The organism is Bacillus badius NBRC 15713, from assembly GCF_001591605.1.
Lineage (GTDB): Bacteria > Bacillota > Bacilli > Bacillales > Domibacillaceae > Pseudobacillus > Pseudobacillus badius.
On record NZ_BCVF01000057.1, the window covers coordinates 1 to 14,919 of the forward strand.

The 14,919-nt window shown below is 45.6% G+C and carries 13 protein-coding genes; 9 read left to right on the forward strand and 4 right to left on the reverse strand.

The features are described 5' to 3' along the window. Window positions 1-107: 107 nt before the first annotated feature. The 4 genes from BBA02S_RS18275 to BBA02S_RS18290 are packed head-to-tail and all read right to left on the reverse strand — an operon-like array spanning window position 108 to window position 3,755. A complete protein-coding gene (locus tag BBA02S_RS18275) occupies window positions 108-869 on the reverse strand; it encodes an IucA/IucC family C-terminal-domain containing protein (protein WP_041099338.1) in 762 nt (253 codons plus the stop codon). Further along, complete coding sequence (locus BBA02S_RS18280) at window positions 850-1,680, reverse strand: ABC transporter ATP-binding protein (RefSeq protein WP_041099340.1); 831 nt, start codon at window positions 1,678-1,680, stop codon at window positions 850-852. The genes BBA02S_RS18275 and BBA02S_RS18280 overlap by 20 nt, the downstream gene beginning before the upstream one ends. A gap of 18 nt (window positions 1,681-1,698) precedes the next feature. Then, a complete protein-coding gene (locus BBA02S_RS18285; protein WP_041113012.1) occupies window positions 1,699-2,754 on the reverse strand; it encodes a FecCD family ABC transporter permease in 1,056 nt (351 codons plus the stop codon). Then, a complete protein-coding gene (locus BBA02S_RS18290) occupies window positions 2,751-3,755 on the reverse strand; it encodes a FecCD family ABC transporter permease (RefSeq protein ID WP_041113013.1) in 1,005 nt (334 codons plus the stop codon). Before BBA02S_RS18290 ends, BBA02S_RS18285 begins: the two co-directional genes overlap by 4 nt. A gap of 325 nt (window positions 3,756-4,080) precedes the next feature. Between BBA02S_RS18290 and BBA02S_RS18295 the strand changes: the two genes are divergently transcribed. From BBA02S_RS18295 to BBA02S_RS18335, 9 genes are all read left to right on the forward strand, one after another. Continuing rightward, window positions 4,081-5,085 carry an ABC transporter substrate-binding protein gene (locus tag BBA02S_RS18295; protein WP_041099346.1) on the forward strand — a complete coding sequence of 335 codons (1,005 nt, stop codon included), beginning with the start codon at window positions 4,081-4,083 and terminating at the stop codon, window positions 5,083-5,085. A 169-nt stretch (window positions 5,086-5,254) separates the two neighbouring features. Further along, complete coding sequence (gene efeO, locus BBA02S_RS18300; protein ID WP_041099348.1) at window positions 5,255-6,124, forward strand: iron uptake system protein EfeO; 870 nt, start codon at window positions 5,255-5,257, stop codon at window positions 6,122-6,124. A gap of 6 nt (window positions 6,125-6,130) precedes the next feature. Further along, on the forward strand, window positions 6,131-7,402 hold the full coding sequence (efeB, locus tag BBA02S_RS18305; RefSeq protein WP_041099350.1) for an iron uptake transporter deferrochelatase/peroxidase subunit: 1,272 nt from the start codon (window positions 6,131-6,133) through the stop codon (window positions 7,400-7,402). 12 nt (window positions 7,403-7,414) lie between these two features. Beyond that, a complete protein-coding gene (locus tag BBA02S_RS18310) occupies window positions 7,415-9,151 on the forward strand; it encodes an FTR1 family iron permease (RefSeq protein ID WP_041113014.1) in 1,737 nt (578 codons plus the stop codon). 671 nt (window positions 9,152-9,822) lie between these two features. Next, entirely contained in the window at window positions 9,823-10,635 is an 813-nt protein-coding gene (locus BBA02S_RS18315; RefSeq protein ID WP_041113015.1) for a VOC family protein, read from the forward strand. A 332-nt stretch (window positions 10,636-10,967) separates the two neighbouring features. Next, window positions 10,968-12,230, forward strand: a complete 1,263-nt coding sequence (locus BBA02S_RS18320) for a CYP152 family fatty-acid peroxygenase CypC (protein ID WP_041113016.1) — start codon at window positions 10,968-10,970, stop codon at window positions 12,228-12,230. A gap of 152 nt (window positions 12,231-12,382) precedes the next feature. Next, window positions 12,383-12,943, forward strand: coding sequence for a TetR/AcrR family transcriptional regulator (locus tag BBA02S_RS18325; RefSeq protein ID WP_041113017.1), 561 nt, complete (start codon window positions 12,383-12,385; stop codon window positions 12,941-12,943). A 101-nt stretch (window positions 12,944-13,044) separates the two neighbouring features. Beyond that, window positions 13,045-13,512: a GNAT family N-acetyltransferase gene (locus BBA02S_RS18330; RefSeq protein ID WP_041113018.1), complete on the forward strand. Its 468-nt coding sequence runs from the start codon at window positions 13,045-13,047 to the stop codon at window positions 13,510-13,512. Then, window positions 13,509-14,837 carry an MATE family efflux transporter gene (locus tag BBA02S_RS18335; RefSeq protein ID WP_041099363.1) on the forward strand — a complete coding sequence of 443 codons (1,329 nt, stop codon included), beginning with the start codon at window positions 13,509-13,511 and terminating at the stop codon, window positions 14,835-14,837. Before BBA02S_RS18330 ends, BBA02S_RS18335 begins: the two co-directional genes overlap by 4 nt. The last annotated feature ends 82 nt before the right edge of the window (window positions 14,838-14,919 follow it).

Below are 14,919 nucleotides of genomic sequence, written 5' to 3' on the forward strand. Positions count from 1 at the left end.
CCCTCATCTACAAGCAAAATAAAAAGACTGCGGACCAACTTCAATTTTCATTGAGTTTGTCTACAGTCTGAAAAGCCGGTTCTCAAGAGAGAACCGGTTTTTATTGTTCATGTCTGTTTTGGGATGCAAGCAATCGGACAAATTGTGCAGCGTGTTCCTTTTGCTCCGGCTAAATAAGAAAGGCAGCAGGTCTGGCGCTTTTGTCCAGTTTGTTCACTAGAGGGAGAAGGGCTGTATCTTACAAAGGGATTTTTGTGGAAGGTGCCGAATAATTCTCCTTTTCCTTCTGATACAATATAGCGGAAATCCTCGGCAATGGCGCCATGGCGGTCACTCCATTGCGGGTTTTCCAGCAGGCTTCGGTACATCCAGCAAATGTAAGTGTACAAGTTCTCCCACATAATTAATTTTGATAATTTACTGTGTCTTGTGAGGCGGGTGAACAGGACATCTACATGATCACGGAATACTTGCTCGACTACAGCTTTTCTCCATTCAGAGCGGCTTGAATGGTCCGCTTCACTAGATGACAGATTGTGAAATTTGAAAGCTGGAAGCCATAGCGTATCCGCTTCATCCAATGTTTCAATACATACGTTGTCAAGTGAAAAATCAAGCCGCTTATTGAACGCGCTCATCGAATAGAGGGCAATCAGCACGGCAAAGCTGTATCTCTTGCTTAAAAGAGAAGCAGCTACGGCCAGGTTCGCCGCGTTCGTTTGTTTTTTGACTTGCAGCAAATAAGCAGCAAGCTGCTGATCATCCAGCAGCTTTTTTGCTTGAATGGACAACGGAGAAGGGTTGGTTCGCAAGGTGAAACGGTAGTTCTTTTCTAGAGCGGCGAGCTCTTCATCCGTAAATGAGTTCATGGTTTGCTTTCACCCCGGATTTCACATATCTTCCTTTCCCGTGGGGAATACACATCGGTGTGCCGAACAACGGATCGACCGTCACTTCACAATTCATATGGAACACGGCTTTTACCAAAGCGGAATTCATCACTTCCTCCGGCTTGCCATGCGCATAGACTGCTTTGTCTTTCACTGCCACAAGGTGATGGGCGTACCGGCAGGCTAAATTTAGATCATGAAGAACCATCACAATGGTGCGTCCTTCTTGTTCATTCAGTTCAAATAGAAGATCAAGGATTTCAATTTGGTGAGTCATATCTAGATACGTAGTTGGTTCATCAAGCAAAATAATATCTGTATCCTGCGCCAGGGTCATCGCAATCCAAGCGCGCTGCCTTTGACCTCCTGAGAGAGAATCAACTAAACGATCAGCCAGATGTTCCATGCCTGTTGCTTGCAGGGCTTTGTTGATGACCTTTTCATCTTCTTCAGACCATTGCCGATACCACTTTTGGTAAGGATACCGTCCTTGTTTGACAAGCTGCAGTACCGTCAGTCCTTCAGGGGCTACAGGGCCTTGGGGCAAAATAGCCAGCCGCTTGGCAATCTCTTTTGTCGGCAGGCTGGCTATCATTTCCTCCTCAATGAAAATAGAACCGGATTGCGGTTTTAATAAGCGGGCCAGCGAACGAAGAAGCGTGGATTTCCCACAGCCGTTGCTGCCAATAAAAACGGTAATCTCCCCTTTGGGAATTTGCAGATCCAGCTCATCAATAATAATCGTTTCTCCATAGGACAAGGTTAACGACTTCGTTTCTAATGATGGCATATGTTTTTCGCTCCTTTGTTAAGCATTTCGCTGCCTGTATAAAAGATAAATGAAGTAAGGGGCACCAAGGGCCGCCGTAAATACGCCTGCCGGCACTTCAACAGGAAGAAAAAAGGTTCGCCCGATGGAATCCGCCAGCAGCACTAAAATCGCGCCGATGACAGCAGACAAAGGCAGCAGCGCACCGAAGGAAGAGCCGACGAGCCGCCTGGCGATATGCGGCGCCATTAATCCGACAAAGCCGATGCCTCCTCCAAATGCTACCGCGCTTCCGGTTAATGCCGCGCTGATCAGCAGCAGAAGAAAACGTTGCTTTTGCACATTTTCCCCTGCTCCGACAGCGATGCCTTCCCCAAGCTCTTGAATATTGACATGCCTGATCATGATCAGGACAACGAGCAGGAGAGTAAGCGTAATGGGCGCCAACACCCAGACATTCTGCCAGCTTGATCCGTAAACAGAACCCGTAATCCAGACATTTGCCTGACTCGCCTGATGAATAGGGCCTAAGATCATAAACAAAGTAGTCAGCGACTTCATCAGCGCCCACAAGCCGACGCCGATTAAGACAAGGCGCGTCGGGGATAAACCGTCTTTCCATGCCAGCAGATAAAGCAGGAAGGTGACAATAGCTGCTCCGATAAAGGCACTTAGCGGCAGCCATTGGATGCTCACTGTCAAGGTGTTGCTTCTGTCGGTGAAAAGAGTTAAAAACAACACCACAGCGACAGAGGCTCCGCCGGTAATTCCGATAATATCAGGGGAGGCCAGCGGGTTGCGGACCACAGCTTGCAAAATGGCTCCAGCTGCCGCAAGGCTCATTCCGACAAGCACAGAAATCAGGATTCTCGGAAGGCGAAAGGAATGGACGATCAGCTGTTCAAAGTCGTCTCCCTGTCCGAGCAGTACAGTTAAAACACGCCAAGGCTGAAGAAACTGTTCTCCCATTCCGGTGCTTACAAGAAACGTGATCAATAATAAAAAAACAAAAATAGCATTTATCCAGACAGCTCTTTGATCCAGAAGAAGGGACATGCTTCCTTTTCCTAAGCGAAGCGGGAAGGATTTCTTCATGCGGTCCGTCCTCCTTTACGTGCAATGTAAATGAAAAAGGGGGTGCCGATAAAGGCTGTCATGACTCCGACCGGAACTTCCTCAGGCATAATGACATAACGGGCGCCAATATCAGCCAGCAGGAGAAGCGTGCCTCCCAACACCCCGCAATAAGGCAAAATCCAGCGATAATCATTTCCTACTAATGAACGGACGATATGAGGAATGATAATGCCGATAAAGCCGATAGGACCGGCTACAGCTACAGAGCCGCCGGCAAGCAGGATAAAGGATACGGCAATAGTCAGCTTGACTGCGCCGGTTTGCTGGCCAAGACCTTTAGCTACATCTTCTCCCATGGCTAAAAGATTAATTTTAGGCGCGGTCAGAAAAGCAAGGATGGTGGCGACGGCGAGATAAGGAAGAACCGAAAGCAAGATGTCCAGCTTTCTCCCTTGGACCGACCCTGCCAGCCAGAATAAAGCTTGATCAAGAGCCGCCTCATCCATCACTAATAGTCCTTGAGTCAAGGAAGAGAAGAGGGCGGCAATCGCTGCGCCAGCAAGGGTCAACCTCATTGGCGTAAGTCCGCCGCCTCCTGTTCCGCTGAAAAAATAAACAATGAAAGCGGCTGATGCCGCGCCGGCAAATGCTATCCATGTGAATGCTTGCAGGGAGTTAACGGAAAATACCATTAATGCAACGACGATAAAGAAGCCAGCTCCTGCATTAATCCCGAGAATATCAGGAGAAGCCAGCGGGTTTTTCATCAATGCTTGCATGAGTGCCCCCGCTATAGCGAGGCTGCTTCCTACAGCCGCTGCAATGAGCGCGCGGGGAAGGCGGACGTCCTGGATAATAATATGCTCGTTTGAACCGTCAAAATGCTGAAAGGCCTCCACCGCTGTTTTAATGTTTGTATCTGTGTAGCCCAGTACGATGCTAAGGGCCATACAAGTAAGTAGTACACCTATGCTTATAATCAATCCGAAGGCTTTTCCCTTCGTGTGTTTCAGCAGCATCTATCTTTTCTCTCCCAATGTTCCAATTTTCTTTAGGCGCTGTTCCATCAGCGGGATGTCCCATTCTAGCTGTTGCTGAAAGTAGATAGAACCAAAAGAAAACCCAGAGAACTGTTAATCGCTCTTTCACTTTCTTTTTGTTCCATGTCCCATCAGCAGCAATCCCTGCTGTGCTGTCATGCCGTCAACTTTAAGTGTAAGAGATGAATAAATCAGTGTCAATGAATTTGATAATCATTTTCAATTGTTTATTGACAAAAGAATGTTCATCCAATAATATCTTGAGTGTAAATGAAAATCATTTTCATCAAACAGGAGGATTTATATGCATACATATTTTCAGAAAAAGCGTTTTTCATCGCTGCTGGCCGCGCTTATGCTTGTGGTTGTTTTTGCACTGGCAGGCTGCGGAAGCGGAGAAAAACAAACTTCTAAAGAAAACAATGCTTCCAATGAAGGAGCCGCTTCTGAAAGCAAGTCTTACAATGTGAAGCATGCCATGGGAACAACGGAAGTAAAGGGAGAGCCTAAACGTGTGGTCATTTTGACAAATGAAGGAACAGAGGCGTTGCTGGCTTTAGGCGTGAAGCCTGTAGGTGCCGTGCAATCATGGACCGGTGACCCTTGGTACAGCCATATCAAAAGCGATATGAAAGGTGTTAAAAGTGTTGGGAACGAAGGCGAGCCAAGTGTAGAAACGATTGCTTCGCTAAAGCCTGACTTGATCATTGGCAATAAAATGCGCCATGAGAAAATTTATGGGCAATTAAGTGCCATTGCTCCGACTGTATTCTCGGAAACACTGCGCGGCGACTGGAAAGAAAACTTTAAGCTGTATGCCCAAGCAGTTAATAAAGAAGAAGAAGGAAAGCAAGTAATTGCTGATTTCGATCAGCGCGTTCAAGAATTAAAAAGCCAGCTTGGCGACAAGCTTAAGCAAAAGGTATCGATTGTCCGCTTTATGCCTGGAGATGTCCGGATTTATCATAAAGATACTTTCTCTGGCGTGATTTTAGATCAATTAGGATTTGCCCGTCCAGAAGGGCAGGACCAGCCGGATTTCGCTGAGAAGAATGTAACGAAAGAACGTATTCCTGCCATGGATGGCGACATCTTATTCTACTTCACTTATGATCCGGCAGAAAGCAAAGGAGAAGCACCGAAGCTGGAAGAAGAGTGGGTGGAAGATCCGCTATTCAAAAACCTGAGTGTAGTGAAAAACAACAATATCCATAAAGTGGATGATGCGATCTGGAACACAGCGGGCGGCGTTGTGGCAGCGAATTTATTCCTGGATGATATTGAAAAGTATTTCCTAACTGAAAAATAAAACAGAGGAAGCCCTTAAAAGTTCAACTTTTAAGGGCTTCTTTTATGAGTATGAGCCATTTTGCTCATTGGTAACGATTTCATTTAAAAACAACGTTGACAACATAATTGACAATGATTATCATTAATAATCAGTAGAATACAAAACTAAGAAGTTAGGGGTTTCACTCATGAATCAGATCGTTCGCAACGTAGGTTTTTTATTGTTATCCAGTAGTTTATTAGTAGGATGCGGAGATAACGCATCACAAGATACAGAAAGCCAAAAAGCAAGTGAAAGCACAGAGCAGGCGCAAACGAACAAGCTTGATAAAGAGGTGCAAAGCTATAAAGAATTCGCTTCAGATCAACTGGACCAGTTTGTGGTTGAGACAGAGGCATTTGTAGAAGCGGTAAAAGCAGGAGATGTTGAGAAAGCAAAGGAACTGTATGCACCGGCCCGTATGTACTTCGAACGTTCAGAGCCGATTGCAGAAAGTTTTGGTGACCTTGACCCGCGCATTGACGCCCGCTTGGCGGATGTCAAGGAAGAAGGCCAAGGAGAAGAGCAATGGTCTGGTTACCACAAGATTGAGAAAGGCCTGTGGGAAGAAGGCACAACGAAAGGCTACGAGGAAGTTGCCGATCAATTGCTGAAGGACGTAAAGGAACTTCGTGCGAAAGTGGAAACGGTCGAAGTGACACCTGATTTAATGATTACCGGAGCGGTTGATTTGTTAAACGAAGTATCAACATCGAAGATTACAGGGGAAGAGGAAATCTATTCTCATACAGACTTATATGATTTTAAAGCAAACGTAGAAGGAGCAGAGAAAATCTTTGAGATTTTCAAACCGAAGCTGCAAGAAAAAGATGCTCAGCTTGTCAAAACATTGGAAGAGAACTTCAAGACATTAAATGGATTACTGGCCAAGCATGAAGATGGCAAAGGCGGATTTGTATCATTTGAAAAATTAACGAAAGAGGATACTAAAGCCTTATCAGAAGCTGTCGATCATTTAGGGGAACCTCTAAGCCAAATGGCTATTGTAGTGGAGTGAGAATAAATGAACAATCAAGAAGAAAAATCCATCTTGCAAAAAGAAGTGTCTCGGCGTGATGTTTTAAAGATCGCAGGGATCGGGGGCGCCGGAGTGATCCTCGGTGCTTCAGGATTGACGGGAGCATTAACTGCTTTCGGCGCGAACCCGTTTATAGATGATGATCAAACGGCTGCCAATAAAGTCAAATTTTACGGCAAGCACCAGCCGGGCATTTTAACGAAGAGTCCGGAACACGTTTATTTTGTCTCGTTAAATTGTACGGCGAAGTCCAAAAAAGAGCTGAAGGAAATGTTTCAGCTCTGGACAAATTACAGTGTTCGCCTAATGAATGGACAAGTAGTCGAGCCTTATACAGAAAATAAGCTGCTTCCGGCAGGAGATACGGGCGAAGCAACAGGGCTTGACGCTTCTCATTTAACCTTGACATTCGGTGTGGGACCGAGCTTGTTTGAGAAAAAAGAGCTTGGGCTGCAGCATATGAAGCCGAAAGAGCTCGCGGATCTTCCGCATTTTCCTAAAGATCAGCTGGACCCGAACTATGTGGGCGGTGACATTTGTATCCAGGCATGTGCAGATGATCCCCAAGTCGCTTTCCATGCGGTCCGCAACTTAGTCCGTGCGGCGAGAGGAAAGGTCACGATGCGCTGGTCGCAAACAGGATTTAATTCTTATGAAATGAAAAAGAAGAAGAAGCAAACACCGCGCAATTTGTTTGCCTTTAAAGATGGAAGCGGCAACCCGAACGTGGATGATGCAAAAGCAATGAATGAAGTAGTCTGGGTGCAGCCTGGTGAATCAAAAAGCTGGCTGACAGGCGGGACGTACTTAGTGGCAAGACGCATTCAAATGCACTTGGAAACGTGGGACCGTACAGCTTTGACGGAGCAGGAGGCTACCTTCGGACGTCACCGTGACAGCGGGGCTCCGCTTGGAAAAACCGGAGAATTTGACGATATGGAGCTTGACCGGAAGGAAAACGGCCAACCGGTTGTGCCGGTTACTTCCCATGTCCATTTGGCAAAGCAGGTGAAGGACCGGATGCTTCGGCGCTCATTTTCTTATTCGGATGGCATTAACCCAAATACCGGCGCTTTTGATGCGGGTCTATTATTCCTGTCTTTCCAAAAGCATCCGAAACAATTTATTAATATCCAAAACAGTTTCGGGCGGACCGATAAATTAAACGAATACATTACCCATCGCGGCAGTGCGCTATTTGCCTGCTTCCCGGGTGTGAAAAAAGGCAGCTATCTTGGAGCGGAGTTGTTTAGCTAAGGAGAGGGTTAGATGAAAAAGCTTGTTATTTTATGTAGTTTGCTGTTGTTCCTGCTTTCTCCTATGCAACTTTCAGCGGTACAAGCCGAGGAAGATTACGGTGAGTTATTTATCTCAGTCGGCGATGCTATGATGAAAACAAAAGCGAAAGACTGGAAAGCTGTTGAAACACTGATCGGCCAGTTAAACGACGACTGGAAACAAGTAGATCCAGGTAAAAGCAAAGAAGCGGAAAAAGTAGACAAGGCATTATCAAAAGCGAACAAAGTGTTAGGCAAACATGAAAAAGAATCGATGCTTGAGGCTTTATCTGAAGTTTCGCATGCGCTGATCGCATTTGAAAAAGAGCAAAATCCGGTCGATGAAAAACAGCAGCGGCTTGAGGTGAAAACCGCCTTTATGCCAATTCTTGCTGATTTAAAAACCGTAATTGAAAAAGAAGATGGCGAAGCGGCTTATGCTCAATATCAAACATTCCTGGCAGCCTGGAACCGGAAGGAAAGCATCGTGCGTGAACAGAGCATTCCCTACTATGGACAGATTGAAACGCAAATGGGCTTTCTTCGCATCGCCCTGCTGCAGGATGAGAAGAATTTCGACCAAATAAAGGGCATTTACAATAAGCTCGAAAGCGCAGTCACTGGCTTTGCTGCCGGCAAGGAACTGAAAGCGGAGAACAACAATTACTCTTTGCAAACATTAGTTGACTTGCTGGGAAAAGCCGATCAATCCATTGATGATAACAAGCCGGAGGAGGCTGTGTCCGTACTTCAGGAGTTTTTAACTGTTTGGCCGTCTGTTGAAGGAGACGTACGCACGAGAAACGGCAGTTTATATACGAAGCTTGAAAGTGATATTCCCGTCATAGCCGGAAAGCTTTCGTCTTCAGATACCAATGTGGTGAAAGAACAACAGAAGAAAATCAAGGAATATAAACAAGCAGTTGACCTGCTGCAGGAGAAAAAGAATTATACGATGTGGGACGCAGCCCTGATCATGCTTCGCGAAGGATTAGAGGCGCTGCTCGTCGTTGCAGCCCTGATCGCTTTCTTGCGCAAAGCAAACGCTTCGCAGCATCAAAGATGGATTTGGCTCGGTGCTTTGGCTGGCGTGGTGATGAGCATCGTTGCAGCTGTATTCATCAATATTGCTTTTTCTGCCGCTGCAGCAGGGGCGAACCGTGAAGCAATCGAGGGAGTGACCGGGATACTTGCGGTCGTAATGATGATTGGTGTTGGTGTCTGGCTCCATCAAAAATCAAATATGAAAGCATGGAATCGGTATATTGAAAAGCAAATGGGCACAGCCCTGTCTACCGGAAGCATCATTTCAATGGCTTTTGTCAGCTTTCTGTCGATTTTCAGAGAAGGAGCCGAAACCATTATCTTTTATATGGGAATGGCGCCATCCATTAGCACGGGCAAATTGCTTGCCGGCATTGTGCTGGCTCTTGTCATTTTAACGGTATTTGCCTTTTTATTTATTCGATACAGTGCAAAAATTGCTGTGGGTCCTTTCTTTAAGATCGCAACTATTTTAATTTATTTCTTGGCGTTCAAAATACTTGGTGTCAGCATTCATGCCTTGCAATTGACCGGCCATATCGGCACAACACAAATTCAAAGCCTGCCGATTATTAGCTGGCTCGGTTTTTACCCGACATGGGAAACCATCGCTCCTCAGGCTGTGCTGTTAGCGATTATTGCTGTAACTGCCATATGGATTCAAAAGAAAGAGAAGGCAGCGTAAACTGCTGAAGGCGGATTATAGCTCCTTGTTGTTTTCTAGATATTTAGTGGTCTCAAGCTCCATACACCCTCAATGAAAAGCGGGTGGGATGGAGCTTTTTATTTTGCTTGTGAATGGAAGCTGTTGATTTCCAATCCATCAACAGCGTGTACAGTTTCTGCAAAAATGAAGATAAGCTTGAATATGGAAAAGGATTATTTTACTGTTTATATAGAGGGAGAGAGAGGATAAAAGGTTTAGAATAAAAAAGCCCGGGTATTAAAACATTTTATTGGGGAAAGGAGACAACAAGCGAAAGCGGGAGATAACCATGGGAAAAGATAAACTAACGCGCTGGACAGCCTATTGTCCCTGCGTCAATCAGTTTGTTAACCAAGAGCTGTCATACACTGGCCGGACCTCGGAAAAAAAAGATGTGATTACGACGTGTACAGGCATTGAAGATCGATGCTCCAATTGTCTGTTCTTAATGGGATCGCAAATATATAAATAGAAAGAGCGCGTATGGATGGATAGTTTTCTAAGGCGCGACAAAAGAAAAGGGGACCCTTCGTTCAGCTGTTTTATATAAACAAAGTCAAAAGATATATGAACTGATCGCCCAATCCACATGGAGCGATTTTTTATTTCGCCATCTGATTATGATTTGGCTGGGAAAGGGAGGAAATATATTGAGCTTTGCATTTGATCATGTTGTTCATTTTGTGGAGAATCCTGAGAAGGCGATGGCTTGTCTGCAGAAGCATGGAGTGGCATCCGCAGAAGGCGGCGTCCATGAAAACCGGGGAACGTATAATGCAGTCAGTTATTTTGGTCTAAGCTATATTGAGCTGTTAAGCACGTACGATAAAGAGCTAGTTCAACAAACGGAGCATCCTCAGCATAGTTTTTTGGAAACAGTTGTGAAGGAACAATTTACTGAAGGGTTTTCTCGGGTAGCGCTTCGAACAACAGATATGGAAGAAGCGGCACGCCGCTTTTGCCAAAAAGGGTTGGTGGTAAATGGACCCGAAGCATTTAGCCGTAAACGGCCGGATGGCAGCCTTGTGGAATGGCAGCTTCTTTATATCGGCGATCCGAATGGAGGAATGGAGCTGCCGTTTATTATTCAATGGAAAGAAGAGGACGGGGAGAGAAGAAAGGATTTGGTGGAACGGCAGGTTATTCAGCCGCATCCGTCTAAGGCAGAATTTTCTCATGTAACCTTTGCTGTCCATCAGTTGGAGAAAACAGCTGAACAGTGGGCGGACTGGCTTGGTGCTAAGGCAGGAGAGGTGTTTGTTGATGAAGCACTCCAAGCTAGGTGCCGGTCATTGGAATTTGATGGCGGACGTTTCGTGTTCAGCAGTCCGGTTGCAGATGGAGTAGTGGCAAGTATTCTTCAGGAAAAAGGAGAAGGGCCGTTTCAAGTGACTCTCTCTAGCCCGACAGACAGCTGTTCCTTTAGGATGTTTGGCGGCATTTATAAAATAGACAAGCGCTGAAAATTTCTTTTTCAGCGCTTGTCTATTTTATTTTATGGGCGAATGGGTCAGTTGATTTCCATTCCATCTTCGCTGCCATGAATCTTGAGAAATGCCCTGGACAAGCGACTTAAAGAGGTTTGTCTTTCGACCGGATCGTTTGGAAACCATTTAAAAACCAGAAAGAGTTCAGAATGATGTCATTCTAAGTTCTTTTTATATGGCTAATGGGAGAATCGTTTTATTTGGAAGGGGACAGGGTAATATAATCCCTAAGCCGTTGCTTTTTGGTTCATAGGCTTGAATAGGGTTCGTTGTCTCATACATAAAACAGGTTAAAGGAGTTGATTCGCATGGCATCCAGCCGTCCGATTCCTAAAGAGAAAGGATTAGATCACACGCTCGCCCTGCTCGAGGAAGGTTATCAATTTATACCGGAACGGCGAAGTGAGCTGCAGTCAGATATTTTTCAAACACGCATTCTCGGGCAGAAAGCGATTTGTATAGCTGGAGAAGAAGCCGCTGCCCTTTTCTATGATGAACAGCTTTTTACACGCAAGGGAGCTGCACCAAAGCATGTCCAAAAAACCTTGTTCGGAGAAAATGCGATTCAAACACTGGACGGAGAGGAGCATAAGCAGCGCAAGCGGATGTTTCTCTCGATGATGACCCCGGGCCGGCTGGATGAACTTGCTTCTATAACCCGCCGGCAATGGCAGGAGAAAGTTCCTGAGTGGGAGCAAAGGGATGAAATTGTCTTGCTGCATGAAGCGGAGGAAATCATGTGCCGGATTGCGTGTGAGTGGGCCGGTGTACCGGTGACAGAGCCTGAGGTCAAGCAGCGGGCGATCGATTTCGGCCTGATGATTGATACTTTTGCTGCCGTCGGATCAAGATATCGGGAAGGCAAGAGAGCGCGGACCAGGTCAGAAAAATGGATTGAAAAAATTATTAAGCAGATCCGTGCTAAAAAACTGCATCCGCCGGAAAATACGGCCGCTTATATTATCGCCTGGCACCGCGAATTAAATGGGAAGTTGCTGAGCGACCGCATGGCGGCTATAGAATTAATTAATATACTGCGGCCGATCGTCGCTATCGGCCGCTTTGTTACCTTTGGAGCATTGGCGCTGCACGATTATCCTAAGGCGCGCGAGAAAGTAAAAGAGGATGAAAAAAATTACAGCCAGATGTTCGTCCAAGAGGTGCGCCGCTTTTATCCGTTTGGTCCGTTTACAGGAGCAAGGGTCAGAGAAGACTTTGAATGGAGAGGGTATCCATTCAAAAAAGGCACGCTTGTCATTCTCGACATTTACGGAACGAACCATCATCCGGACCTTTGGGAAAACCCTGATGCGTTTCAGCCGGAGCGCTTTGAAGATTGGAAGGAGAGCCCGTTTTCTTTTATCCCGCAGGGCGGGGGAGATCACTACATGGGACATCGCTGTGCGGGAGAATGGGTAACGGTGCTTGTAATGAAAGAAAGCTTGGAGTTTTTAACAAGAGACATAGCCTATGAGGTGCCGGAGCAGGATTTGACCTACGATATGGGCAGAATTCCGGCTGTGCCGGCAAGCCGCTTTGTGATGAACAATGTGCGGGCAGCCAGCCGCTGAAATAATGGGGAAGAAGCGTGCTTTGGAAGTGCGCTTCTTTTCTGTTCTGCAGGCGGCCGGCTTGCAAAGGATGGAGAAAACAAGATATACTTAGTTAAACGGTAGAAACTTTTTTTGTTTTTTTAGTTTCAGTCATTGCAGGAGGATGATAAATGAAAGCTCGGATTATGAAAGCTTTTTTAGAAGAGATTGATGATAAAGGAATGAAGTTTACGATGGATGACCTGGCAAGAAGGCTGGGCATTAGTAAGCGGACGTTATACCAAAATTTTTCTTCAAAGGCGGAAATTTTGGATGCGATCATCGACTCTACCTTAGTAGAATTTGATGAAAAAACAGAGCGGATTGTAAGCGATCCAAACTTGTCGCTCATCGAGAAAATAAAAGGGGCGATTACTGTTGTCCCGAAATATCATGAATTTTACGACTGGAAAATTTTGGAGCAAATGAAAAAGACGTATCCCGAGCAATGGGAAAGAGTCAATGCTGCGCTGAATCAGTGGGATGCACTGCGTGAATTAATTGAAAAAGGTATCCGCGAAGGGCTTATTGTTGATCAAAATGTGCCTTTTCTTATTAAGGTAATTGTTGATGCCACCAATTCTACGCTTGATCGGCAGTTTTTCTTGGAAAACAGCATTACAGTTACCGAAGCATTAGATTCGATTGTTGATATTTTGTTATTTGGCCTTGTGAAAAAGGACATGAAATAAGGAATCCGGCCTGTTTAGTCCGGTTTTTTTCCTCCTTTTAAAAACTGAAAAAACAAAAATAGTTTTCTTGTTTTATATTATTCTGAAAGCGAGATGGAAGTATGGGCCTCCGTATACGTGAGGTAACGGCTGATAATTGGAAAGCAATTGCTGCTTTATCGGTCGATGAAAGTCAGAAGGAATTTATTGAAAGTAATTTGTTTTCATTGGCACAATCTAAATTTGAACCGCAATGGAAATCTGTCGGCTTATATGATGCGGATGTGCTGGTCGGATATGCTATGTATGGCCGTGATCAGTCGACAGGGCGCGTTTGGCTGGACCGATTTATGATTGACCTGCAATTTCAAGGTCAAGGCTATGCCAGCCGTTTTCTCCCCGGATTGCTTGCTGCTATTCAGCAGCACTATGATTGTGATGTGATTTATTTAAGTGTTTATCCTGAAAATGCGAGAGCACAGCATGTATATGAGAAGTTTGGATTTAAATTAAACGGCGAGATCGACAAAGCCGGATTGGTTCATGGATTGGTCATGAAGCTGGATGTACAAGAGAGGAGGACATCATGAGTTCCACATCAGCAGCACTTGAGCAATTAGACCGCCAGCCGGTAGGACGCATTTTTTTGCGCTATTTAATCCCTTCTATGATCGGCATGCTTTTGATGGCCGTTAATATTGTGGCTGACGGCATTATGGTGGGAAACAGGCTCGGTCCTGTTGCGTTGGCTGGCGTAGGGATTGCCGCTCCGGTTTACACCATTTTTGTTGCTCTTTCCCTATGGATCGGCGTCGGGGCTGCGACCAAATATTCGATAGCTATGGGAGCGAAGAAAACAGCCCATGCCCGCATGATTTTTACCCACGCTCTTTTTTCCATTTTCTTGTTCACTCTCGCAATCGGCCTGCTGGCTTTTTTCTTTCGCCACCCTCTGGCATACGCGCTGGGAGCCAACGAGGAAACCTTGCCATTTGTTTCTGATTACTTACTCGTTATTTTGCTGTTCGGCTTCGTATTTACAGTTGAAAATACCTTTAGTATCTTTGTCCGCAATGACGGGGCACCCAATCTTTCCATGGCTGCGCTCGTCGTTGCAGCGACAGTGAATATCGTACTTGATTATGTGTTTTTATATGTGTTTGATTTCGGGGTGGCAGGTGCTGCTTTTGCTACGATCATTGCCTCATTTCTAGCGATTATCGTGCTGGCGAGCCATTTTTTCAGACAAACGAATAACCTGAAAATCGTGCGTTTCTCTTTTGATAAGAAGCTGTTTTTAGGAATTATTATCGTCGGCTTCCCGAGTTTTCTTTCGGAAATAGGGATTTCGGTTTTTACGATTTCCCATAATCTTGCCTTTGAGCGTACGTCTGGAACAGATGGTGTAGCTGCTTTTTCCATTTTAAATTATGTGCATAGTGTCATGCTGATGATGTTTCTGGGGATGGGGTCAGGCATTCAGCCGCTGATCAGCTATTATCACGGAGCGGGCAATAAAGGCCGCAAGCGGGAAACTATGCAAAAAGCGACTTGGACTGCTATATTGGCGGGAGTTATTTGTTTTCTGATTGGCCAAGCTGCTGCCCAGCCGATCGTTTCCATCTTTGGCGATTTTCCGGCTGATGTAACAGCGCTTGCTGCTGCGGGGATACAATTGTTTTTTATTGCTTATCTTTTTACAGGAACCAACTTTGTGATGATGACTTACTACCAATCAGTCGGCAATGTCCGGATGGCTACATGGATAACAGCAGCCAGGGAAATTGTTGTCATGCTTGTCTTTTTGCTCGTGCTGCCGCCGATTTTAGGCATGAACGGCATTTGGCTGGCCATTCCGGCATCGGAATTTGTCGTCTTTGTGAGCATATATTTATATCAGCGCAGGGCTAAATAAAAGCGTGCCCGTTACAGCAATAAGCGAAGCGCCTGTAATGGACATCAACAGTCCCAAGCGGCAAAATAAACAAGACTGTAGA